At 58.5% G+C, this 24,945-nt stretch carries 16 protein-coding genes and 4 pseudogenes; 5 read left to right on the top strand and 15 right to left on the bottom strand.

Annotated elements, in window-relative coordinates:
• Positions 1–740: 740 nt before the first annotated feature.
• Entirely contained in the window at positions 741–1,424 is a 684-nt protein-coding gene (locus C7G61_RS46245) for a GFA family protein (RefSeq protein WP_244608560.1), read from the top strand.
• Positions 1,425–1,461: 37 nt separating this feature from the next.
• Complete coding sequence (locus tag C7G61_RS32245) at positions 1,462–2,127, top strand: 2OG-Fe(II) oxygenase family protein (RefSeq protein WP_108521550.1); 666 nt, start codon at positions 1,462–1,464, stop codon at positions 2,125–2,127.
• Between the two features lie 116 nt (positions 2,128–2,243).
• Here the strand turns inward: C7G61_RS32245 and C7G61_RS32240 are convergent.
• The 12 genes and pseudogenes from C7G61_RS32240 to C7G61_RS47550 all read right to left on the bottom strand — a co-directional run bounded on the left by C7G61_RS32240 (position 2,244) and on the right by C7G61_RS47550 (position 17,469).
• Positions 2,244–3,649: pseudogene (locus C7G61_RS32240) on the bottom strand (ISNCY family transposase).
• 1 nt (position 3,650) lies between these two features.
• Positions 3,651–3,995 (bottom strand): DUF6788 family protein, encoded by a 345-nt coding sequence (locus C7G61_RS32235; protein ID WP_108521548.1) that lies wholly within the window; start codon positions 3,993–3,995, stop codon positions 3,651–3,653.
• A 744-nt stretch (positions 3,996–4,739) separates the two neighbouring features.
• On the bottom strand, positions 4,740–6,038 hold the full coding sequence (locus C7G61_RS44990) for a preATP grasp domain-containing protein (protein WP_244608559.1): 1,299 nt from the start codon (positions 6,036–6,038) through the stop codon (positions 4,740–4,742).
• Positions 6,039–6,247: 209 nt separating this feature from the next.
• Positions 6,248–7,772: pseudogene (locus C7G61_RS32225) on the bottom strand (class I adenylate-forming enzyme family protein).
• A gap of 1,404 nt (positions 7,773–9,176) precedes the next feature.
• Positions 9,177–9,692 carry a flavin reductase family protein gene (locus C7G61_RS32220; protein ID WP_108521545.1) on the bottom strand — a complete coding sequence of 172 codons (516 nt, stop codon included), beginning with the start codon at positions 9,690–9,692 and terminating at the stop codon, positions 9,177–9,179.
• Between the two features lie 301 nt (positions 9,693–9,993).
• Positions 9,994–10,233: a hypothetical protein gene (locus C7G61_RS32210; protein WP_108521541.1), complete on the bottom strand. Its 240-nt coding sequence runs from the start codon at positions 10,231–10,233 to the stop codon at positions 9,994–9,996.
• A 490-nt stretch (positions 10,234–10,723) separates the two neighbouring features.
• Entirely contained in the window at positions 10,724–11,542 is an 819-nt protein-coding gene (trpC, locus tag C7G61_RS32200) for an indole-3-glycerol phosphate synthase TrpC (protein ID WP_108521537.1), read from the bottom strand.
• A gap of 15 nt (positions 11,543–11,557) precedes the next feature.
• A complete protein-coding gene (gene trpD / locus C7G61_RS32195; protein WP_108521535.1) occupies positions 11,558–12,571 on the bottom strand; it encodes an anthranilate phosphoribosyltransferase in 1,014 nt (337 codons plus the stop codon).
• Positions 12,572–15,676: 3,105 nt separating this feature from the next.
• On the bottom strand, positions 15,677–16,246 hold the full coding sequence (locus tag C7G61_RS46240; protein ID WP_274542296.1) for a carboxyl transferase domain-containing protein: 570 nt from the start codon (positions 16,244–16,246) through the stop codon (positions 15,677–15,679).
• Positions 16,222–16,302 carry a hypothetical protein gene (locus C7G61_RS47090; RefSeq protein ID WP_274542299.1) on the bottom strand — a complete coding sequence of 27 codons (81 nt, stop codon included), beginning with the start codon at positions 16,300–16,302 and terminating at the stop codon, positions 16,222–16,224. Before C7G61_RS47090 ends, C7G61_RS46240 begins: the two co-directional genes overlap by 25 nt.
• 232 nt (positions 16,303–16,534) lie before the next feature.
• Positions 16,535–17,264: pseudogene (locus tag C7G61_RS46235) on the bottom strand (carboxyl transferase domain-containing protein); the annotation flags it as partial.
• A gap of 1 nt (position 17,265) precedes the next feature.
• The gene (locus tag C7G61_RS47550; RefSeq protein ID WP_108521529.1) at positions 17,266–17,469 is read right to left on the bottom strand and encodes an acyl-CoA carboxylase biotin carboxyl carrier protein subunit; all 204 of its coding nucleotides are present in this window, start codon (positions 17,467–17,469) and stop codon (positions 17,266–17,268) included.
• Between C7G61_RS47550 and C7G61_RS44985 the strand changes: the two genes are divergently transcribed.
• Positions 17,428–17,721, top strand: coding sequence for a hypothetical protein (locus C7G61_RS44985; protein WP_190242070.1), 294 nt, complete (start codon positions 17,428–17,430; stop codon positions 17,719–17,721). The genes C7G61_RS47550 and C7G61_RS44985 overlap by 42 nt on opposite strands.
• Positions 17,722–17,770: 49 nt before the next feature.
• Here C7G61_RS44985 and C7G61_RS32165 read toward each other — a convergent pair whose 3' ends face one another.
• On the bottom strand, positions 17,771–19,246 hold the full coding sequence (locus C7G61_RS32165; protein WP_108521525.1) for an acetyl-CoA carboxylase biotin carboxylase subunit: 1,476 nt from the start codon (positions 19,244–19,246) through the stop codon (positions 17,771–17,773).
• Between the two features lie 143 nt (positions 19,247–19,389).
• Positions 19,390–19,770, bottom strand: a complete 381-nt coding sequence (locus C7G61_RS32160) for a LexA family protein (RefSeq protein WP_244608557.1) — start codon at positions 19,768–19,770, stop codon at positions 19,390–19,392.
• Between C7G61_RS32160 and C7G61_RS32155 the strand changes: the two are divergent.
• Positions 19,673–20,739, top strand: a pseudogene (locus C7G61_RS32155) (IS630 family transposase). The gene C7G61_RS32160 and the pseudogene C7G61_RS32155 sit on opposite strands and share 98 nt — an antisense overlap.
• Before the next feature lie 2,155 nt (positions 20,740–22,894).
• On the opposite strand, the gene C7G61_RS47545 reads toward C7G61_RS32155, so the two are convergent.
• Entirely contained in the window at positions 22,895–23,524 is a 630-nt protein-coding gene (locus tag C7G61_RS47545) for a hypothetical protein (RefSeq protein WP_190242069.1), read from the bottom strand.
• On the opposite strand from C7G61_RS47545, the gene C7G61_RS32130 reads away from it, so the two are divergent.
• Positions 23,454–24,875: a M16 family metallopeptidase gene (locus tag C7G61_RS32130; protein WP_108521520.1), complete on the top strand. Its 1,422-nt coding sequence runs from the start codon at positions 23,454–23,456 to the stop codon at positions 24,873–24,875. The genes C7G61_RS47545 and C7G61_RS32130 overlap by 71 nt on opposite strands.
• The last annotated feature ends 70 nt before the right edge of the window (positions 24,876–24,945 follow it).

Raw genomic sequence — 24,945 nt, 5'->3', positions numbered from 1 at the left:
TGAACAAATAAGTTGAGCAAAGCACTATCGCACCAAGGTCTACCCGAAGCCGGAGGATACTAGATGGATCGACCAGATCGAGAGCCTTCAAGACGAAGTGATGCCTCTTTGCAGGAAAATGAACTCGTCTCTCGATCCGGGGGAATTGGTATCGGTTGGCGGTCCTAGGTCTAGGCCAAGAAAATCTCTCTCTCTCTCTCTCTCTCTCTCTCTCTCTCTCTCTCTCTCTGCATACCCGGGTTCGAATGACGTTATCCCAAGCTTCTTCCTCTAAACTGCATCAACCTTCAGAGATACCAGTTGGCGAGCACTTGGCTCGGCGAGCCCGGGCTCTGCTTGTCCCCCATCCGTTCGCTGCGGAGATGTCCAAAGATCAGGTTGCCAGTCTACTACCTGAATACTTAGCGATGTCACAAGCGTTCCCGCACCTGCAGGCGGGATCGCAAAAGGATCTCATATTCGACGCAATACGTCGCAATCGAGACCTCCCGAGGGACGTTGAGTTGACCAGTGTGGTCGCAAATTTTATCTGCTGGGATGAAACGGGAGGTCACAGTCGGGTTCTCCAAGGCGGCAACGCTGCGCTACCCAGTATTCTGGAAACAGAAAACTTCCACTCAAAGCTCTTTAGAACAGATGCGTCGCGCCTACTTGGCCGAGCAATACAGCCTAACTACAGTACCACAACGAGCCGGTACCTGCGTGCGCTATATCATGGCTTGTCGTCGAGAGACCCCATAGTGCGCTGCGCCTACATGGTTGCCTTTGAGCTACATGCTGCGGAAATGATCCAGGCGCTTTGGACCACTTTAGTCAGAACCTTTGATGCTCGGACTGATGATCTTGAGTATTTCCAGGTCCATGTCGGCGGCGAGGATCCGGCGGAGAAATATCACGGAGAGATGACAATCAGGCTCATTAGCGAGCTGGTCCCTGCCGACTGCAGTAGCCGTTTCTTGGATGAATTCGACCACGCGTATGGTCTCAGCTTAGAGTGGTGCCGCAATCTAGTCGGAATTGATTCGCGTGACGGAGATGGTCGGCCGGAGGTTGAACACAGTGGCCGCTGTCACTGTGGGGCTGTCAAGTTCTACGTACGAGCGCCAGCAGAGATTTCTGCAGTGAAGTGCAATTGCTCAATCTGCCAAATGTCCGGAGTTTTGCACATGCTCGTTGCTGACGACAAGCTCAGGATTGAGTGCGGCGAAGAACTCCTCACTACATATCAGTTCAATAAGAACATCGCTCGGCATACGTTTTGTCGGGTTTGCGGCGTAAAGCCATTTTATCGGCCGCGATCGAATCCTTCAGGATTCAGCGTAAATGTTCGATGCCTAGATAAAACGACGATCGAAAGCATAAGAATAGATGATTTCGACGGCGAGAATTGGGATCTGGCGATCCGCTCGTTGCAGGCGGATTAGAAGAGTCGAATTTGAGTGAATCCGAAAGGCGCGAACAATGAGTGATAAACTTGGTCTGCTTTCAGAAGATGCCCTCGCGAAGTACCGCTCAGAGCTGGCAGATAAAGGTACGGTCCTGATTGCCCCCGAGACGCTGTTCACCAAAGATGAGTTGACGAGGATCGATCAGTTGCAGTCCGATATTCCCGAAGAAGGGGTTCGGAAGGGAGATGCCGGCGATTCTCACAATGTTTTTGTAAGACGAGTGCGGCTGGATCACGCCGGCCGTAATCCTAGCAACGTGAATGGTACAGCTTCAGCGCAGATCATCGAACTACTTGAAAGGACAGAGCGGGTCTCCGCGCTCAGGAAGATCTTCGGAGCGTCATCAGAATACGTCATTCGCCGATGCCAAATGCATCGCATGCCGCCTGGGTCCTTCATTGGCATCCATTTGGATGCAGAGAGCGATCCCGACTTCGAGTATTCTGTGATTGTTCAGCTAGCGACAGATTTCGAGGGCGGTGAGTTCGTCGTATATCCAACCGACCGTAAACTCCAAATGTTTCGCCCACCTTTAGGAACCGTACTGATCACCACATGTAGGTTCCGGCATGAAGTAAGGCAGGTGTACGCCGGGGAGCGTCGGTCACTCGTCTACTTTTGTTCAAAATACGGCGGTGCGAACCGCAGGATAATCGAAAACCCTGCTGCTCGCGCATGAGGTCGGCTAGCTACTTTCCGGCGCAAAAATCGCGGCTCTGAAGGGCAGGGTCAACCACGCAGACAACGAGAAGCCCCGCGGGGCGATGAGAGGCCAAGATTGGCGCTGGAAGTGGACTACCTTTGGAGTGACTGCTCTTCCATCACGCGACCGATGCTCATGAGGTTATCGGCGACAACGCCGAGCCCGACCGACCGCTTCATTCCAGTGCGGCCTTTGTAGCGGCAGCGATCGAGCCCGTGCCGCCGTTTGGCCACGCTGATGCGCCCCTCGCATCCGGTCCGCCATTTCTGGCCGTTGCGGAACCAACGCTTCTTCTGCTCGCGCTTGCGCGCGACGCTTTTGATGGAGCGATTGGGGATGCAGACGCGTTTGACGCCGCTCGCCTTCGCCGCGGCTTCATTCCTGGCGGAATAGAACCCGGCGTCTGCTGCGACCAGACGTGGCGTGCGACCGAGCTTGGCTTGGTGGATTTCGATGGCCGGGATCAACAGGTCCGAATCACTCGGCCGCCGGTCGTAGACTTCGTAGTCGATCACGATCTGGTTTTCGGCTTCCTGCAGCTTGACCACCTTGCCGAACTCGTTGGGCTTGCCGGCCTTGCCCTTGCGAATGATCTCCGTCGAGGGCTCGAACACGCTGAAGAGCTTGTCCTCCGCCCGCGTGTTGCCGCGGAAGATGCGTTCCCGGGTCTGCTGCATCACCTGCCGTACGAGCGACATCATCGTTTCCAGCTCCTGCCGCAAGCCTTGCAGCTCCAGCCGGTTCAAGATGCCCCTGGCCCGTTTCACGCCGGTGGCGATCTCATGGGAGAAGTGCTTCGCTTGCCCCACCACACGGCTCGTCGAGTTCAACAGCCGCCGGTAGCCTTGCTTGAGCTTCTCGTGATTGAGCGGTCCTTTGGCACGTGCGGTTCGCGAGATATCGAGCAGGCGCAGTTTTACGCTTCGCGTTCGGTCGCGCAGTTTGGTTCCGGCCGTGCCGACGATCTTGGTGACCTTCTTCATGATGCGGATCAACACCCTTACCCCGTCGCCCAGCAACGTGCTGTCGGTCGGGTAATGGATGTTGGTCTCCACCACGTATCCACGCGCTTTCTGCGTCCCTGCGTCACCCCTTGTTGCTGCGCGATTTGCACGATCCGGTCGTGGATCTGCCTGATTGTTTCCGGATCCACAGCCAGGCCCCAGCGCCCCATCGTCTTGGCGTCCGGCGTCTTGCCGCCGCCCACCCGGGTGAAGTCGCGGTAAACCAGGTTGGCGCGCACTTCGCGTTCCAGTACGTGATAGCTCCAGTTGCGAACGTGCTTGAGGATCAACAATCGCAACACCACCTCGGCCGGCGCGCCCAGCCGACCACGACCACGACTCTTGGGATGTCGTCTCGCCAGCGCCTCGTACACCGCACCGACGATCTGTTCATCCGCCAGAACCCGGTCAGCATGGGTCATCCAGCCTTCGCGAAGATCGCTCACTTCCCCGGCGATCAAGCCGTCGCCGAAGCTCAGTTGCGCTCTGCGCATCTCAATCACGTTTCTTCCTCCCCCGCGGCACCGCCGCATCAGGGCGCAGCAGGTGGTGATTGAGCTCGCAGATCGCCTCGATCGCGTCTTTCAGCTTCTGGTAGTTGTCCAGCCAACGGCGCACCTCGGCAACGCGCTCGCGCCGCACGCTGAACTGACGCACGCGTCCGCCCGCATAGCTTACCGTCAGGACATGCACCTGGTGCCCTTCGCCGCGCGCGCATTTCGGGCAGCCGCTCTTATGACGAACCGTGCGCTCCAGCAGCGAGCCGCGCAGCAGTTCGCCGGTGACCGGTAGCTTGTCGACAAGCTTCTCACGCGTTTGAAGGGCTCGATCACGAATCATTCATAAGAATGAATCAACGCTGCCGCTTCAAGTCAACGCCAATCCGTCCGACCTTGCAGTTTTCGCCACAGCGAGCGATTCTGGCAGCCGCACAAGGCCGCCGATTTTTGCGCCGGAAAAGTAGCTAGATGGATGGAATGGATTATAATGGCGTGCGAATGAGATCTATGGATGCAGGCCGGCATTCTCTAACTAGACGAATGCCGGGCTCGACGCTCGAAGATACTTTGCTGTCTTCCTCGCCCGTCGCTATCGTCTGTACAGTGATGCTGGATGGTAAGTTATCAGACAAGAGCGAGTTCTGCTGCCTGAAGAGGAGAGGGGAACGCTAACCACTGGCGCAATGATGGTCAAACTGCGAGGCTCATATCCCGGACAAGGTATTGTACGTCCAGCCGTTCTGCCTAACTACTTTAATCAGCTAAAGAATGGAGCAATGACTGCAGATTTGGGTGCCGATCTGCATCGCTCCGGCATTCTCGTGCTCCGCGCGTCGTCCAGAACTAAACCGTTTGCACGGTTGTGGCATAGCAAACCTGACAAGGTTGGTGCGCCGAACAACTTGGGTTTGGAACGGAAGAATCGACAGTGGTGCGCCAGTCAACCTGGAAGAGAGCGCTTCGCCATCTCCTTAGGGCGCGTTTTGGCTTCAGCACATGGTTGGGAATAGGGATGTTGTTCAAGTTGGAACAAATGGACCGAAGAAGGCATCCTGAAGAGTGGAACATGGGGCAGTGATCCAAATCAGAGCATCGTCGATAATCGATGCTCGAAATTCCGGCCCACCAGCCTGTCGCGCGCGATCACGAGACACTCCACCGTGCCTGCCTCTTGGTCGGCGGCTAGCGGAATAACGCCTTCCTTGTGTATGCGATCAAATAGCAATCCTTCATCGACAAAACAATCAAGTGCCGTTTGGAGGGAGTTTAGTCGGACGTTTCGCACAGATGAAATCACGTAGGAATGGGAATAGTCGGCTCCTAGCAATCGGTCAGCAATGCTGTGCAGTACCGAGCCCCCGCCCCACCGACCGTTCGCTTCATTAAACAGCAGCCGCCCGTCGGTCGAGAAAATGGCATCTATGTTGATCATTCCGCGGTAACCCAAGGTCCGCGCAAGCTCCACAAATCGATAGGCGTGCGCGTAAGCGGTCGAGTACTGCTCATTGCTCAGGTCGCTTGGAAGCTCTAGACCGGTCCAGACGAGAGCTCGTTCGGCCCGATCTTCGCTTCGATGCAGACGTATGTTTCCACTGTTGACGTATGCAATTGAACCATTTTCCTCGATTTCAAACTCAAGGTAGAACAGAGAACGGGCCAAGTGGTATGATTCTACGACCACTGTTTTACACGATCGGGTTGTCATCTCAGACCAAAGTGCATCAGGATCAAACGACGGCCAAAGAACCCGCCGGGTCTCCCTTGCCCCAGGTAGTGGAGCGCTCTCCTTGCCGGTTAATATGATATTTCCAACCCCGCCGGCTCCATTGTCTAATTTTACAATGACGCTGCCGGTTTCAAGCCTTAGGGAGTTGACCGCTCTGAACAATTCTTCTGAGCTTGTTGCTATGCATCCACTGGGCAACGGAAGCGTGACACTTGTTGCCAATTGACGGAAGTGGCTCTTGCGGTTCAATAGATCAGGTCCTCGCTGCAGAGCGAAGTCGTTCCCATTCTGCTGTATGCCGAGCATCGCCGCTAAGCGCGCAACGCCTTCAGTAGAGTAGCAAGCACAGAGTTTCCAATGTGTTTTCTCACAAATGTGGCGTTGGATTTGTTCAACAATTGTATTGGACTGCAGAGTGAAATCACTAAGGACCCGGGTCTCGTGCGCGTTTTCTGGCACGAGCACCAAGACGGTCGATGGGTCGAACCTTAGCGTCGCGCCAACGTAGTGTAGCAGATCAGTTGGGATCGCTACCGGAGAGACAATTAGGTCGCCCGCTTGTGCAAACCATACGGAGCGCCAGGCTGACTTGGCGGCAAGCGAAAGTTGGATTGCCGTCAGATCGGCACCCGACATTTGGGCGGTACCGGCGTTCATAATTAGGATCCGCGGCATCAACGAGCTCCGTAGTACTTGGCATATATCGGGACGGAAGCGCAGTCCGGCACTACGATGAACGTGCGGCAGCGTATTCGTGTAGTACAGTTGTTCGAAACGACTTCAGTGAGCTAGAGACATAAGATCGCGTGCAGGCGGCAAGGGAAATATTGCCAGCGCCCAATCCGCGATATTCATTTGGTGCCTCCTTACCGACTTGATCGCGCATCGAGCTCTTTCAGCATAAAATGCTGGATCTTGCCCAACCCCGTTCGCGGCAATTCTTCCGTGAAAATGATTTCGCGCGGCACTTTGAAACGGGCGAGCTGCGACTGCATATGCGCGGTTAGTGCTTCCGCTTCAATCCGCACGCCCGACTGCCTGATCACATAGGCGACTGGTACTTCATCCCAGCGCGAATCGGGCCGACCGACGACAGCGCATTCTGCGACATCGGGATGCTCCATAAGCACACGCTCGACTTCTGCCGGATAAACGGTTTTCCCCGCCGGAAATGATCAGATTCTTCTTGCGATCATGGACCCAAAAATACCCATCAACATCGCGGCGGCCAATGTCGCCAGTGTGATACCAGCCGTGATGCAGCGCCTCGCGCGTTGCTTCTTGATTGCCCCAATATTCGCAGAAAACATTAGGCCCGCGCACTGCGATCTCGCCCAGGGTGCCTGGCGGCAGCTTGTTGCCCCCATCATCGATGATTGCCGCTTCGCAGAAAAGGCCGGGCAGGCCAGTCGTACCCTCACGCGAGAGATCACCGCCGAGTCTCGTATAGACAGCAATTGGGCAGGTCTCCGTGGAGCCATACACCTGCAGTACTGGTACGCTGCGGGCGACAAAGCGTTCGATCAGGTGCTGCGGCACCATGGTTGAGCCGGTGGAAATTGCTCTGAGTGAGCTTAGGTCGGTGGTCGACCACTTGGGATGCTCGGTCAGGCCTTGAATCGTGGCAGGCACCAGCACGGCCAGAGTTGGCCGTTCGCGTTCGAACGCAGCGAGCGTGGCCTCTGGCGTAAACCGCGTGTGGATCGTAACCGTCGCGCCGTGATGCAACGCTGGCGTCGTCTGGATATTGAGGCCACCCACGTGGAACAGCGGCAACACTGTCAAGACATGGTCAGCCGAGGTGAGGCCATGCATGTGCTGACTCATAACCCCATTCCAAAGCAAGGCCTCTTGGCGCAGCACAGCCCCTTTCGGCCGCCCTGTCGTGCCCGAGGTATAGACGATCAGAAGCGGGCAGGACAGGTCCGTGTACGGATTGCGACCACCGCCGCGCCCTCGGTCTAGAAGGCCATCCCATTTGCTTCCGCCGAGGGGCGCAAAATCCAAGCCGACGACAAAGATATCCGGCAGTTGCTCCGCCAGCGCCGGCAGGAGTGCCTCGAAGGCGTGTTCGATCACCAGCACCTTGGCGGCGGCGTCGGACAGGATGAAGAGCTGCTCGGCGACCGCAAGCCTCCAGTTCAATGGCACGAGCATTGCGCCGAGCCGCGCGCAGGCATAGAGCAGCACCAGATGGTCAGGCCGGTTAAGGCTGAGGATCGCGACGCGATCGCCTCTCTCGACACCGAGCTGGCTTTTTAGGGCGCGCGCGACCTGCTCGATCCGTTGATTGAAGATCGCGTAGCTTAAGGTCTCGCCCTCGAAATTGATCGCGGGCTTGTCGGGAGTGAACGCCGCGTTGCGCTCAATCAGCGTGCAGAGATCAACCATCAGTCTTCCGTTTTCCCTGGCTTGCACAGTACTTGCCTCCCGAAGCGGCCAATGAGAGCTCCTCTACGTCGCTCGGAAGGTGTCGATTACGGCTTTATTGTCTTAGATGAGGGGCCTTCCGTCAGGTATCCGCAAAAGAGTTCAGCTTGTGACGATCTCGTGAGGCTCAGGTAGGGTGGATGTAATCCGGAGACTCAAAGTGTAGGCTCTTGCTCACGTACTTCAGTTTTGATCGACAGGGGCTGCGTGCATCAGACAATGGTGATAAGCGCACCATGACGAGAGTTTCCTGCGCGATCTTCTCAATACAGGCTCGCCACACATATAGGCGGCTCCCGCATCTCCACCTTTGAGGCCGACAATGGCCCGGCATTGGCCTTGAGTGTGATTGACTAGCAATATCTTCCTGGAGCCGTCAGGTCTTTTCACATGCCGCTCCGAGATACCGGGCAATCTCTTGCGATGTCGCGCCGATCGTGGCGAGCGAAATTTGCCGCCACAGCTCCTTGGGAGCTTCTGCAGCCCAATCGACCTTTATGCGTTTGCGCGATCTTGTCGCCATACCAGCGCCCAGGGATCTGTGCGGACAGAACAAAACACGCTTCTCGGATTGAGCGCGGCGCGGCCGGAAGCCGGCGCCACCTACTTTGAGATCGTACAATTTGACGCCACGTGCGATTCAAGTCCTTTTGGGCGGCCGTCGTGTGAATATGCTCAAATTCCTAAGCCTCCGGGAGCAGCGATGATACGAAAACTGAAAAAGCACCGCCATTTCCTCATAGGGGCCGAGCCGGGCTAGCGTTGCCAGCGCCAAGGCCTTAAGGCGCCGTCTTAGTGAGCGGCGCAGCTGATGCGTGTCGGGTTCCCATTCAGGGCTGATCTTCTCGCCGCCATCATGCTGTTCGCCTCTGGGTAAGAAGCCGAGCTGCCAAAGGAGTCGCTATCGAGACAGATTAGGAACGAGTGTCACTTGCATGCAGGGCACTAACTCAGGATGCGAGCTGCCTCGGATCTTTCTGATCAGAACCTTCTTTCGATGTGTGCGCGAATTGCATTTACTTTAGCGTCAATCCAGCCGCGCTCGCGCGCGCTTGCGACCATCTTGGCGTAGGCTGCTTCCCAGGTTTTGTTGTCCTTGGGGCAGCCAGGCAGGAAGGCACTAAATAGGCATCAGCGCATTGTCGTGGTCAACGAGCGTGATCCCTTTCAAGTCTGAAGGCTTAGCGGCATACGGGCCCTTCAAGACGAGCTTAAACCCGCAAAAATCGAAGGGCTCCGCCATTTGCACTCCCCTCTCGGGCAAGTATTCTATCATCATAACTCGGCTCCTTCATTGTGGCTCTCAACATAGCCTTAGCCGTAGGGTGTCGTTACGAATAGCGACATTGCGGTGAAAACCTGCACTCAGCCGTACAGTAACGTTCGAAGTTCGCCACGGAAGTTGACGAGTGGATTGCCTTGAGCTGATCGCGTCGCGACAATCCGGCCGATAAAGATCCCCATGGGTGCCGACGAGTTGGTGGTGATGCAAGACGCATTCGAGCACACAAACTGCGCTTTGCAGAACCGGTACGTCAAGAACGCCCTGATCCCATGGCGCTGTATCGAAACGGTGGACAGATGCCGGCCGGCGAAACGCAGTGCGAGGTCCTGCTGATTGCCGCCGAGAAGACTCACGCCAAAAGTGCCGTTGGCGAGTATCGCGTCGTGAGTTTCGGAACTGGCATTAATGCAGACCAGCAGGCAGGGCGGCTCCATGCAGATCGAAGTAATAGAACTGACCGTTAACCCTCGCCGTCGGACGGCTGTTCCGGTCGCTACAATGGAGACGCCGCTCGCCAGATTTCGCATGGCTTGGCGAAACTCGATCGCCTCGATGGACTGAATATCGCTGATCCGGGGAGGCGATTGGCAGCTCATGGCCCAGCTCCGGAGTGGCGTTTGACCTCGAACTTTTGAACTATGCGGAGATTGCGTTGGTCGCGACTCTCGAACTTGCTTCCGCGCAGTGCGGGTTTGATCGCACCGATAATCTGACTGCTCCACAGCATGATCTGGCGATGCGGCTGAACACAATCGGTGGCTCCGCTTGGATGATAGCGTTCAGCGTGCCTTTGCGTCAGATCGAATACGTTCCGCGTCCTCGTCGCGTAGCGACAGCGAAGGCGGCCCGTACGTCCGAAGGGCTGGCGGTCCGTGATCTGTCTGCGCGTGGCGTCATTCACTGCGAATCGTTCCTCGGTGGTGATATGGGCATGGCCGCCGCGCCGCTTTGTTTTCCGATACTGTTGAAAAGGCGCTCTTTCCCGAAGAGAAGACGCTCATCCAGCGTCGCGTGCAACGAAAGCCGCAGCTCGGGCGAGATCGAGTCGTCTGTATCGATTACCTCACGAAACTTACGAAACATGAGTTCGATCGTTGCGATCGACCCGAGTACCGTGATCGTCCGCCAAGACATCATTGTTTGTCTCCTTCGCGGTACCGCGAAGCGCGAGTCCCCGAGTCGCCTGTCTTTTCGACGATCTCCGTGGTGCGCTTCGCACCGGCTCTGGCAATCTGAGTGACCGTCGATCTTTCAGGCGCCGCCCTAGCCTCGATTAGCTCAGCAAGATTGATACGGTACGCATCCTGCAGCCTGATAAGCGCTTTGCTCCGAGCATAGACTGCCCTCATCCGCCTCGAGTTGTGAAAACTTTCCATGATTTTGCTCTTACCGTCTCAGGCTAATGCACCGCTATTTCGTGCAAACGGTGCATTTCGCCTCACCATCACCGGCCGCACTTCTCGGCCGTCGTCAAATGCAGGGGAGACCCACCGGCTCGGTGCTGATTGAGTTGCGCGGACCTTCTGGATGCTGACTAACCGTCGCCAACAGCGGCGACACCTCACTATCGTTTGCGGCGAGCCGTATTCTGAGCGAAGCGAGCTCGGCTTGGAGGCTTTGCGCGCCATCACTGCACTCCGGTCGAAACCGCCGCCTCGCGCGAGAGCAGCGCGCGGGTCGCCGCCGTCACGTCAGCCTGCCGCATCAGACTTTCTCCGACCAGGAAGGTCGAAATGCAAAGCCGCGAAAGACGCAGAACATCGCCCGGGCCGCAGATACCGCTTTCGCCGACGATCAGGCGATTCTTCGGTATGAGCGGCGCCAGCGCCTCGCTGGTCGTAAGCGTGGTCTCGAAGGTGCGCAGGTTGCGGTTGTTGATGCCGATCATCGGCGAGCGAAGTTTTAGCGCCCGATCGAGCTCGTCGCGGTCATGGATCTCGATCAGCACATCCATGCCATGGGCCAGGGCCGCAGCCTCGATCTCGCGAGCGGTTTCGTCGTCGAGCGCCGCCATGATGATCAGGATGCAGTCGGCCCCCTGAGCGCGCGCTTGTACCACCTGATAGGTGTCGAACATGAAGTCCTTGCGCAGCACCGGCAGATATGTTGCAGCTCGCGCTGCCATCATGAAATCAGGGTGCCCCTGAAAGAAGGGCGTATCCGTCAGCACCGACAGGCAGGCCGCGCCGCCCGCTTCATAGGCCCTGGCAAGCGAGGGCGGATCGAAGTCGCCCCGGATAAGGCCTTTGGAGGAAGAGGCCTTCTTGATCTCGGCGATCAGCGCATACTCATCTGCTGCGTGCTTGTTGCAGATGGCGGCGAGAAAACCCCGCGGGGGCGGGGCCCGCCGCGCGAGCGCTTCGACCTCTGAAAACGGCAAGGCGCGCTTGGCGGCTGCGATCTCTTCGCGCTTGTAGGCCTCGATCTTGGTCAAAATGTCGGACATCGGTCAGCTCGGCTGTCAGGCGTTAGAGATTGCGACTAGATGTTTCAATCGCGCCGCCGCGGCACCGCTATCAAGCGACTTCTGCCCAAGGGCGACGCCTTCCTTCAAGGGTTTGGCACGGCCGGCCACGATCAATGCCGCGGCCGCATTGAGAAGCGCGATATCGCGATACGGGCTTGGGGCGCCGTCGAGCACGCTTTGCAGCGCGACTGCATTGGCGTCGGCATCGCCGCCCTTCAGCCCCACGCTGCCGCAGCGGCGGAGGCCGGCCTGTTCAGGGGGCACTTCGAAGGTGCGGATCTCGCTGGTCTCAATCGAGGCAACAAAGGTCGGGCCGGTCAGGGTGATCTCATCGAGTCCGTCCGAGCCGTGCACCACCCACACTGACTCAGCGCCAAGATTCTTCAACACCTGCGCCAAGGGCAGCACCCACTGCCGCGAAAACACTCCGACTATCTGTCGCTTGACGCCGGCCGGATTGCACAGCGGTCCGAGTAGATTGAAGATGGTGCGGGTAGCGAGCTCAATCCCGGTCGGGTGAACGTGCTTCATGGCGGGATGATGGACCGGCGCAAACATGAAGCCGATGCCGGCTTCGTGCACGCAGCGAGTGACGTCTTCAGGGGTGATGTCGATCCTCACGCCGAGCGACGCCAAGACGTCGGCAGCGCCCGAGCGCGAGGACAGTGCGCGATTGCCATGTTTGGCAACCCTCACGCCAGCATCAGCGACGATGAAAGCGGCGCAGGTCGACACGTTGACCGAGCCCGAAGCGTCGCCGCCAGTGCCGGCAATGTCGACGGGATCGTGCGGCGCACTGACTCGCAGCATCTTACTCCGCATCGCGGAAGCGGCGCCGGTAATCTCTTCCACCGTCTCGCCGCGCACCCGCAGCGCCATGAGAAGTCCACCCATCTGCGCGGGTGTGGCTTCGCCTGACATCATGCTGTCGAAAGCGGATGCCGCTTCCTCGAGGGTCAGCGTGGCGCCGCCGGCGACTTTGCCAATATTCGAGTTGAAGGCGTTCATCGTGCTTTCGAACGTGCTAGCTGTTGCTAGTGGCAGCGGTTGCGTGGGCGAAGGCGACCTCGTTGATCGATGAGCCGATCCCGATGGTCCAGCTTGGTGACGAGGGCGGGGGGCCGCTTGTCGCACAACATGCTTGAAGACTCTCTTTTGGCTCTTCTCTCGTCCGATGCGAACTCGACAAACGGCACGATCTCGCAGCTTTCCGGCTTCATCAGTGGGAAGTCGATTCGAATAGGCGTCAGTTCCAAGCCTGAAATCATGTGCACGGTAACCCCGCTGCCGCGTTAGCCGATAACCATTGCTTGCGTGGTGTAGGTTTGGTCATAATTGGTTTCCAAGCCTACAGCCTGACGCAGCGTAAGGTTCAACCCCCTTCAGTGGCTTGGCTGAACATTATTCCAGTATTCCATTGTGCCGCTTCCTGAGGTACGAGGAAACAAGCGGCCAAATGCAGGCCGCCGCCATCGTGGAAAACCCGTCCCAGCGCCGTCTGACTGATATGAGAACACTCACCGCGGGCGTTCCAGACAGACGTGCTCAAGATCCCCTATGGGCGCAAAGAAGAAGAATTGAAAAACGGCAGCCCGATACGTGCCCCAGCCGACTTGTTCTGCAATGCCGACGTTTATTGCACCCAAGCGACGCGCGCGGTGAGGTGAGCGGAGCCGACATCGCGACATTGCAGATCCCGCCGCAACTCCTAGCCGCGTCCACGTGATTGCACGAAGCGGCGGATAGAGCATGTCGTCCAATGTGGAATAGATGCGGTTCAGAGTCCCGAGCTTATGCACTATTTTTGATTGTGGCCTCCTCGAGTGCTCGCCGTACTGCGGCGCAAGAGGTTGCGGTACGGAAATAGTTAGCTAAACGCACATCGTGCCGGCTCGATGCCACTCGCTCGACCTGCCGCTTCAGATCGGCCATAACGGCGTGAAGCCCGCATGACGATCAGGCACCGCCTCACAGTCCCGCGTTTTCCGGAGCCGGCGATACAGGGTGGGCGGGGCAAGGAATGGCAGGGCCCATGCGCAGGTCTCCCATTCTTTTTAAGGTGCGGACGATCGTTAGACCAGCATTCTCAAGGGCATCCAGGATAAGCCGGCGGGTCGGTTGGTGTTCGCCGGTCAGGGCGCCGTACGCCTCCTCGCGCTCAGCGAGCTTGTGCTCAGTATATTCGCCGCAGACATTGCAGGATCATCGGTCGACCGCTCCAGGGATCATGCGACGCGATTTCGCACCAGTTATCGGAGTTGCATTTCGGACACTGCATGGGCGGGGCTCCTGGCGGGTTCTCAGCTCGCGGGCTCGAGTCTTGCCAACTCGAACGGGCACTTGGGCAGCTTACCTCTGCAGAAGCATCGGGGGTGTGGAGCTCGTCTCGGACATTCCAAAAGCGAATAAAGCTAGCGAGGCCAGCGCGGAAGAACAGACGTGGCAAACGCGCGCGGTCTTTGCAGCGCGCAAGCGGCGTGCCTTTTGGATCCTTGGTGGCTCACAAGTACTGAGCCTCGAAACCGCCCTTTCAGCTGCGGCGCAGGCGAACATTGCGAGCAAAGCGAGCGCGGCCCCCAACGCAAAGGACAGCGTTGCTGAGGCGAGGGCGCCGATAAGGCTCAGATCGATTGTGGCTCTGGTTGATATACGTTCGAGGAACGCCAAGACTGCAAGCGCAGCTCCACAGTTGATCAATATCAGAGCGCAAAGCGCAAACGGGACCGAATCGAGGGCTGCCCTTTTGACAAAGCTGCGAAGTCCGCCGTTGTGAAGGGCGCGCTGAGTATCTTCGCGGTTCGGGCCGTGATGCCATTTTCCATCTTTTACCACCTGCTCGCGACCCGAGTGTTCTTCAAGCGCTATTTGTTTGTTGGCATTGTCCACTAAGTGTACTCCTGGACCCGCTCGGGGGCGACGAAAACATCGATTCGGGCGCGCGCGAAGAGCGAATCCGGCCTAAGGCGATAGCCCGGTTGCGTGTTTGCGACAGCACATCGCGTTCGTTCAACGACATATCGGCATCCGATACTCATAGATCATCATTTGCGTGATGACGTCGTACTGGCACAGACCATTTCTGAAACCGTTCGCAGTGCTGCGTGAGGTTGCCAGACTTCAGCGGCTCACTGGCCCCACCGAAACTGGTTTGAAGCCCATCTCTTCTAGCTGCTTCGAGAGTGTCGACGATGGGGCACATTGAAACCGGATCCGCCTGTCCTCAGATGAACTGACAACAACGCCGCCACGATTGCGATTAAAACCGTGGAGAGCGCCATCGATACCTCGCCGGTATTCGCCAGCAGCAAGCCAGCGATCCCTCACCAATGCTAGCGTTCGAGCTGCGTCATCCAAGGCGATGATTGTCATCAATGAACCGGCGGCTTCTGGGTGGCATTCAATCCCTCGCTTCAACGGGACGGTGTTTGTTCTGCAGTACGGGACGACGGACCGGAATCGTGGTGGTGCGGTCAGGAATCCATCAGGGGGCACACGGACATTCCTATGATGCCCAGCGATCTGTTACGGCGCCGATCATCGGGGATGCGCGGATTACTCTGCTCTGCTTCTGACTGTCCTCTGTATCTTGCTCTGGTCGTTTCGGTGAAACGCTTTCGCGCTCGCCCTGGTCTTCGTCGCCGCAATCCTGCTCGCGATGATCTCTCCGGTCTTGTGCGACCCGTTAAGGGGACGCACGCACCGCTCCGACCGCACCGCAGTCGTTGTGATCGGCGTCGATGTGCGACGGCGCGCCGAGGCTGGACATTTCTTTCGGCTTGCGGCGCCTAATCTGTGCGGGCGGACGCGATGCATGGTGACGTTGATCGAGCGGATGCCGGCAAGGAAGCCGGCGCTGGCTTCGAGCTCGGGGCCAGCGTGCGCCGCGCTCGTCAGCGCGAGCGGCGCCGCGGCGAAGGTGATGCGTTTCACTTGTCTTCCTTTCCGTGGGTGTGGAGGTAGACCCGGCCGCCGATTTGAAACCCAGCCAGATCGAATGACGGGCATAATCGGCGCCTTGCGCTTTGCGATTATCGCGCCGACTTCCATTTCATGTGCGGCTGGATCGCACTGCGCTACCTCGATGATCCCGCCAAGGCGGCCCTGATCCGATCGCTACATTCTGAACACGCCGTAATGTGGCGCCTCAATGGGTGTATTGAGCGAAGCGCTCAGGACCACTGCGAGCGCGTTTCTGGTGTCGACAGGATCAAGAATGCCGTGGTCCCAGATTTCGGAGGTTGCATAACAGGCGCTCGATCGTTCCCGATACCCTTCCAGAATCGGCTCTCGAATAGCTGCCAACTCCTGCTCAGACAGGCGTCCACCCTCGCGGGTTAATTGTCTTGCCTTGACATGGGTGAGCACGCCTGCTGCTTGCTCTGCACCCATCGCAGAAATCTGAGACTGCGGCCAGGTGAATATAAAGCGTGGATCGAAAGCCCGCCCGGCCATAGCGAACGTCCCCGCTCCGTAGGAGCCGTTGCAAACGACCGTGAACTTGGGCACCGACGCCCCAGAGACGGCCATGATCAGCTTGGCGCCATCCTTGGTGATGCCGCGCCGTTCGTATTCGCGGCCGACCATGAAACCCGTGATATTCTGCAGAAAGAGCAGGGGCGTTCGGTTCTTGTCGCACAATTGGATGAAGTGAGCGCCCTTCAGCGCACTGTCGCTGAACAGCACACATTGTTTGCAATAACCCCGATCTGATATCCATAAAGCCGCGCGAAGCCGCACACCAGAGACTCGCCATAGAGAGACTGGTATTCGTGGACCGGGTGCCATCCACCAGACGGGTGATGATCTCCCGCATGTCGAACTGCACTCGAGGATCCCTGGGAATGATGCCGTAGAGTTCGGACGCGTCGTACGCCGGCGGTTCAGGAGAGACTCGATCCATCGAGGCTTTCGTGGCACGATTGAAGCGAGCGACATGTCCCGTGCGATGGCAATCGCGTGGATCTCGGAGCTTGCGAAATAGTCACTCGTCCCAGACACGCTGGTATGCATATGAGCGCCACCAAGCTCTTCGGCGGATACCGTCTCGCCCGTGGCGGTTTCATGACCGGGGGGCCTCCTAGAAAAATCGCGCCCGTTCCCTCCACGATGATGTTGTAGTCGCTAAGCGCCGGAACGTACGCCCCTCCCGCGGTGCAATGACCCATTGCGATGGCGACTTTGAGAGAATGGACTGATTGCGGAAGAGTCGACCCGCGTAGTATCGATCCGCGAAGAACTCCGCCTGCAAAGGCAGGAAACCACCAGCACAGTCGCACAGATGAACCACTGGCAGACAGTTCTCGATCGCTATGTCCAAGGCCCGCACGATCTTCGTGACAGACAACGGATACCATGCGCCGCCCTTCACGCTGGCGTCATCCGCGTGAACAATGACCTCGCGACCCGCTACGATGCCGATGCCGACGACCTGCGCAGCGCCAGGCACCTCGCCGTCGTAAGCCTTGTTAGCGGCTAGCGTCGAAAGCTCGAGGAACGGAGTTTCTGGATCGGGCAAAGCCTCGATCCGATCACGTACAAACAACTTGTTTTGCCGATGCAGGCGCTCAAGGTCTCGTTCAGGACGGTTGAAGCGGACGACACGTTGTCGTTCCTTCAATTCGGCCGCAAGTCGTCTATTGTGGAGTTCGTTGAGGCGGAATTCGTGAGATTTGACATCCGCTGCAGAAGCGATCCGCTGCATCTCAACGCCCTTCCTCTGAGAGCGTAACCAGCACTGCGCCTCGCTCGAAGCTCTCGCCTCCGTTGAAGTGAATTCGGTCGATCACGCCGTCCCGTGGAGAGCGTCTGATGGTTTCCAACTTCATGCTCTCGATTTTCATCAGCGCCGTGCCTGCGGAAACGGGTTGACCAGGCGAAACGCTGGTCGTAACGACGAGACCCGGCATTGGCGCGCGGGCCAGGAGATGATCTGCCTCATTATTCGCGCAAGCGAGCGTTCTCAACGGGTCGCGGTAGTGCAAAATGCGCGTCCTGCCGCGGATGTGCACGTGAATAACCTCGCCGTCGATGGCGAACCTGACCGGTTCGCTTTCGCCAGCGATAGTAAGGACGCCGCAAACGTCGCCTTACTGGGAGAACACGACTGGGCCAATCACTTTGTTACTCAAGAGAAGGCGATAGCCCTGTTGGCAACGTGAAAGCGATAACTGATAATCCACGACATCAACTTCAAAAGAGTGTTTCACGTCAGTTTCTCCAGCTGCCCAGCGCTGCGTGAAGCTCGGGCACGGCATCTGTCCATTCGCGGATAGGTCTCGTCAGGAGGGCGGCTGTGGCGAGGAAGGCAGATAAGTCGGACGCAGGCTCGCCCGATGCGATGTGCGGATTTTCCTCAAGATATCCCGTATGGACGTGTCCGCTCAGAAATGCCTCGTCGCGGAGGATACGTGTGAGAAAGTTTGCATTTGTCTCGCAGCCGAGAAGCACCAGCTCCCGCATCGCGCGATGGGCCTTCAGCGCAGCCTCAATGCGCGTCGGCGAATGCGCGATGATCTTTGCGAGCATGGGATCGAACGCTGTCGTGATCTGCTGGCCTTGCAAGATGCCGCTGTCGATCCGTACGCCGTCGCCGTCCGGGTACTCAAGAACAAGTACCTTACCAGTCGTCGGAACATATCCACGTTCCGGGGCTTCCGCATACAGTCTAGCCTCGATCGCGTGTCCTCTCGAGACGATATCGGACTGCGAAAATCCAAGTTCGCGGCCCGCGGCGACATAGATCTGTTGAGCAACAAGATCGATGCCGGTGATCATCTCGGTCACAGTATGCTCGACTTGCAGACGCGTATTCATCTCAAGAAAATAGAACTCTCCACCGTCAAAGATGAATTCGACAGTGCCTGCGTTTCGATAGTTGGCGGCGCGCGCGATGCAGGCGGCGGTTTCGCAGACCCGCTTGCGCAACTCTGGCGACAGTACGGGCGACGGCGCCTCCTCGATGATCTTCTGGAACCGGCGCTGCACCGAGCACTCTCGCTCAAAGAGATGGACCACGTTTCCGAAGGAGTCGCCGAGCACCTGTACTTCGATGTGCCGCGGGTTTTCGACATATCGTTCGACGTAAAGCCGGCCATCGCCGAAGTACCTCTGCCCCTCACTGCGCGCCTGCGCAATCGCGTCCTCCAGGGTAGCGAGGTCGCGTACGATCCGCATGCCCTTGCCGCCACCGCCCGCCGATGGTTTCACCAGCAAAGGAACTCCAACAGCTCGCGCCCTGAATGTGAATGTCGCTGGATCATCTTCTTCGATCGCCGAAGGTGCGACCGGAAAACCGTTCCGCTGAACGAAGTTGTGGGCCCGGATTTTATCGCCCATCAGTTCTATGCTTTCGGGGGCGGGCCCGATGAACGCAATGCCCGCCTTTATCACGGCCCTGGCGAACTCAGCATTCTCGGAGAGAAATCCATAACCCGGATGAAGGGCGTCGGCGCTCGCCTTGTGGGCAGCAGCGATGAATTGCGCGATATCGAGATGGGCCGCTATTGGCGTGCGACCGCTGATGGCAATCGCCGTGTCAGCCATGGAGACAGCCGGCGTCCCCGCATCGGCATCGTGGTAGACAATTGCAGAGCGAAGCCCCAGCCTTCGCAAAGTCTTGATGATTCGTACGGCAATCTCGCCTCTGTTGGCGATCAGAATGGTGTGGAAGGGTAACTTACGCATTTCGCCTATTCGTCCAAGCAAGTGCCCGATGCCGGGAGTTCCGTCAGTCGCAAGCGGTTGGTGCGGCCTCAATTGCCCGCGCCCTTTCATCTGTCCCCATCCAGCGTTGCCGTCCTGGAATTCAGCCGGGGACTAGTACCTCGTCACAATGGTTCTGACTGGTTGATTCCGAGCCAATCTAAGATGGGCAGGTCTTCCGGAGGCATGAGGATTTGGATGCTTCGGGCGATGCCGGGTTGACGGCTGATGAGACCATTTCGTTCGAGCGTCACGATCATCTGGTGTACCGAGGGCGGACTGACTTGAAAGTGGCGCTGCATGTCGGCCTCGGCGGGCGGGCGCCGGAACATGTGGGCGTAGGTGTAGATGAAAGCCAGGTACTGGCGGGTCGAACTGAGCCAAGCCGAACGCAGTGAACTCACCGCGATGTTGAGCAAGGGCAAACGGGCCGCCCGCAAACTCAAGCGCGCCCAGATATTGCTGGCAGCCAATGCCGGCTGCAGCAATGAAGAAATTGCGCGCACGGTAGCGGTGAGCGGTTCCACCGTGTACCGGACCAAGCGGCGTTTCGTGGAAGGCCAATCTGGAGCGCGCGCTGGGCGCGGAGCCGCGTCCTGGGGCGAAGCGCAAGCTCACCGGCAAGGAGGAAGCCCTGTTGGTGGCAACCGCCTGCGCGAGTCCCCCGGAGGGCCGCGCTCGCTGGACGCTGGAGCTTTTGGCCGGGGCGATAGTCAATCTCACCGATCACGAGAGCCTGTCAGGCGAGACGGTGCGCCGGCGGCTGGCCGCAAACGGTCTTAAGCCCTGGCGCAAGGATATGTGGTGCATTCCAAAGGTCGACGGCGAATACGTCGCCCGTATGGAAGACGTGCTCGACCTCTATGCCGAGGCGCCCGATCCCGACCGACCGGTGGTCTGCTTCGACGAGAGCCCGGTCCAGCTCATCGGCGAGGTTCGCCAGCCGATCCCACCCGAACCGGGCCAGCTCGAACGCTACGATTGCGAGTACCGCCGCAACGGCACCGTCAATCTCTTCGTCTGCATCGACGTCCATTGCCCTTGGCGCAAGGTCAAGGTCGCCGAGCGGCGGACGGCAGTAGACTACGCCCACTGCATGCGCGAACTCGTCGATGTCCATTATCCCGACGCCGCGTGCATCCGGGTGGTGCAGGATAATCTGTCGATCCACTCCGTAGGCGCCCTCTATGAGGCATTCGCACCCGCCGAAGCCCGACGGATTCTGCGCCGCCTGGAGTTCCACTACACCCCCAAGCATGCCAGTTGGCTCAACATGGTCGAGATCGAGATCGGCGTGCTCCGCGGGCCAGTGCCTGGACCGCAGAAACGACGACCCACACTGGCTCCGCCGCGAAATCGACGCCTGGGAACGACAACGAAACGCCGCCGGCGCTCGCATCAATTGGATGTTCACAACCGACAAAGCTCGCGCCAAAATGGGCCGCGCCTATCCCGTCGCTGCCAAAGAGTCATAATCACTGTGACGAGGTACTAGTCTCGAACGCGGGCGATCGAAGGCGCCGGCCTATTGGCGCTGGCTCATTTCGAGCCTTCCTTTCCTTTGGCAGAGTCTCGAACTGATATCACGTAGCGACATTGGTCACTCAGGTTTGTGAACTTGGCTCTGAGACAGGCAGTAATGGCGCCTGCATCAGGTATGTGGCTGCCACAAAAGCGAAACACGTCCGGAGTGCAAGCCTCTCGCTCCTCCGGTGTCGCTGGCCGATCTCGCGCACCCGCCTGTTCGGTGCATAGAGCTGTTGTCGTCACAACAGCAACAGCAAGTGCTGTTGCACAGCGGTGTGCTTTGAAGAACCAAGACCCATGCGTTCGCTGCTTTTGATTCACGATATCCTCTTCAAGTCGATACATCCTGCGGTATTGTTCGTCCTGCGCGAAGCGCAGTATGACCTGTCTACCGGGAAACAGGCCGGAACCATTCAAAGCATTGACGGCCGCGGAAGCGCACATTGCGTATCTGTACACCCATCGCAGCGGTGCCTCGGTCGCTTAGTCGTGAGATACCGTAATTTTCCGAGCGCGAGGAGGCGGCTAACAACCCGCCAGTCGGCCGATACTCAGAGCCGCCAAGCAGGGCGAAACAACGATTGCGGCCCGGCTAGACGAAAGAAGTTACGATAGCGGTAAGGTATACCCCGCCAGCAATTTCGGCATTCAGCTACGTCCAACACGCCCCCGAAGCTGCACCTGGTTGGGGAGTGCGAACCATTATCGGCCTGTAACAGCTGGGGCCATCACCCACATGGTCCGCTCTCGCGACCTGCATTCCACCTCTTGCGAGGAGCGGCACGCGTGACATCGGAGATCGAGATTGTGCCAAATGCTTCGTCCTGTTCCGGCTGCAACTTGGCCAGTTCGCCGTGCGCTCCATAGATCACTTCGCTTTCGGGGGAGTGCTCGAGGATCGTGACGGGCCCTTGCGGCGTGAGCTTAAGAGTTTGGGACATTCGCAATTCTCATCACCTGGCGGGAGGCTTTTAGATGGCCTTAGGGGCGCCACCTGCTTTTAAGATCGTACAATCTAACGCTGCGTACGATTCAAGCCCCTTCGAGGACTGCTCGTGTGGATATGTCCAAACTCGTGCGCCCCCAGAGCCATCTCGCGCGAATCAGAGTGAGAGGCCTTCACTGGCGCGGAAAATCTCAGTTTCATTCCCATCTAGAGGCCGAGGGCAGCCGTGCACGTGTTAGAAGTGACAGCTCCAGCACGGCTGATCCCTCCAAGCCGGCAAGTCGGAGAGATCGAAACATTAGATTGGTTTGCGATCCCAGTCAGCGCAAATCGCGCGACGTGGTAGCAGTTCGAAGAGGGAAGAGCTTTCAAGCCCGAGATGGCGGGCGCTTTAGATGCTGCGCGTCTAAACCTTCGTCCTGGCAGAAACTTGACCGAGTGCGCTTTCGAAGGAGGTCGTGGCGGCTGGGGGTGGTATCGTGCTGGTCCGGCTGCCACCAGGTGTGTACGAGGCATGAGCAAAGCAACTCTATCAACCGCTCAATGCGTGTGCCCCGCTTCGGCTTTCTCAAGCGAATCGCGCCCCGCGGCTTCGCTCCTTCCGAGATATAGGCAATTGGGCCGAATTTGTGAATTTTGCGGGGAGGGCGGCCTACGTAATGTTGGAGGGGCTGATGTCGCATTTTCTTAATGTACGAACTGCATGCTCATTTGCATGAAACCGATAGATCCGTTCTACGATCCCAAATTCTGGCGAGGCCGTGCGGAAGCGACGCGGACCAAAGCGGTGTCGCTCGCTGAAGGCAAGTCCAGAGATAGGCTCCTTAAGATCGCCGAGGAATATGAGAAGCTAGCCCGACGCGCAGAGGAGTGGCCGACGCTTAAAGAGGATGGCGACGCAGAGCCTAATCACAGTTCCTGATGCTTCGCCGGTTCTCGACAAAATCCGTACGCATCCGGCGTAGGCCGCAGGCTGATTGTATTAGTCGGGCGGCCAGCGCTTGAGCCAAGTCGGATTTTCTTTGTGCATCCGGACGAGCTCGATCAGATTTCCGAAGTCGGTGAAGGCCATGACGCCGTGTTCGCCGGCGCCATAGACCCAGATGACGTCGACCTCGGGATTTGGTCGCTCCGGCCCCTGAAACCGGGAGGCCTATTTAGGAAATAGTCTCGCTTGCCAAACGCTTTCTCGGCATATTGATCGATCGAAACGATGATCGCTTGGCCGTGCTGGTGGCAGGCGTCGAAGCGGCCGGGTACTCCTGGTGCGGCCGCGCCGCGACAAGCTTTGGATGTTTCCTGGCGGGCGCCAGCGCGGCCACGAAACGGCGGAGCAGTGCCTCTGGCGCGAGATCAAGGCGCCAGTATGCGGCGTCGCAGGATTTAGGCAAGCGCGAGGCGGCGAGTTGTCGTGCGTTTTCGTGTGCAATGTCGTGTTCGCAACATGTTGGCAGATACCAAACAAGTGCGGCTTTGGCTTTCGGAAGAGAAAGAACGCGCGGCGCTTCGTTGTGCGTCCAGCTGCCCGCGCAGCGGTGCGCGGAAGCATTAGGCGATTGGCACGGCTTTTGCTCCATTGTTTGCCAACGGCGTGCGGCTCTCTGCTTTGTCGGGATCGTCCGTTGCAGAATGTGAATCTCGATGTGACCAAAAGGCGATGGCATGAAGAATTGTAGTTCCGTGACAACCAAGGTGCTAGGCACGGCCATTGTTGCAATGGCCTTGACGGCACCCACCGCGCTGGCGGTCGAATACAGAGCCGAATACAAAAGGGATAATAGCAGCAATCCTAGCCTCCGGGACGTTGCTGAAAACAGGAGCGTGCTTACCCAGATCACAGTCACCTCGGAACGACCAGCAAGCTTCACGCTTGCGAACGGCTTGCAGGTGGTGGTGATCCCCGATCATCGTACCCCGGTCGTGACCCAGATGATTGGGTATAAGGTCGGCTCCGCCGATGAGACGCCGGGCAAATCGGGGCTTGCGCATTTCTTCGAACACTTGATGTTCAAGGGCACAGCGAAGCATCCGCCCGGCGAATTCTCCCAGACCGTGCTGCGCGTCGGCGGCGACGAGAATGCCTTCACCTCGCCCGACTACACCGGCTATTACCAACGCGTGCCGCGCGAGCAGCTGACGAAGATGATGGAATTTGAGGCCGACCGCATGGCCGGTCTCGTTCTCCAAGATGAGAACGTGCTGTCCGAACGCGATGTTGTGCTCGAAGAATTCAACATGCGCGTTGCCAACAATCCCGATGCGCGGCTCACCGAGCAGATGATGGCGGCGCTTTACCTCAACCACCCCTACGGCCGCCCCATTATCGGCTTTCGCCAGGAGATCGAGAAGCTCGACCGCGAGGACGCGCTCGCGTTCTACAAGCGCTTCTACGCGCCGAATAACGCGATCCTGATCATCGCCGGCGACGTCGATCCCAACGAAATCCGCCCGATGGTGGAAAAGAATTTTGGCGACATTCCTGCGCAGCCCGCGATCCCCGCGAAGCGCGTGCGGCCACAGGAGCCGACGCCCGCGGCACCCCGCACCGTGACGCTCTCCGATCCCCGCGTCGAGCAGCCCACCTGGCGCCGCTCCTATCTCGTGCCGTCGGCTACCACCGCGGCCGCAGGCGAGAGCCCTGCGCTCGACGTGCTCGCGCAGTTGATGGGCGGCGGGATCAACTCCTATCTCTACCGCGTGCTGGTGATCGACAAGCAGCTCGCGAGCAGCACGGGCGCGAGCTACGAGGGCACCTCGCTTGATGCCTCGCAATTCATGATCTCTGTCATGCCGAAACCTGGCATCGAATTCGCCCAGATCGAGGACGCGATCGACAAGGTGATCGCCGACCTTGCGCAAAATCCCGCGCGCGCCGAGGATCTCGAGCGCGTCAAGACCCAATTGATTGCGCAAGCGATCTACGCCCAGGATGACCAGGCGACGCTTGCGGGCTGGTATGGCACCGCGCTCACCACCGGGCTCAGCATCGACGATATCCGAAGCTGGCCGGACCGCATCCGCGCCGTCACCGCCGAGCAGGTGCGCGAGGCCGCGCAGAACTGGCTCGACAACAAGCGCTCGGTGACCGGCTATCTGATCAAGGAATCTGCGCCCAAACGTAAGGAGAAGCGCTCGTGACCCATTCTCTCACTCGGCGTGCCGTCCTCGGTGGGGCCTCGCTCGCGATCGCGACGCTCGGCTCTGCACC

The organism is Bradyrhizobium algeriense (genome assembly GCF_003062295.1).
GTDB lineage: Bacteria > Pseudomonadota > Alphaproteobacteria > Rhizobiales > Xanthobacteraceae > Bradyrhizobium > Bradyrhizobium algeriense.
This window is presented reverse-complemented; position numbering and strand designations above follow the sequence as displayed.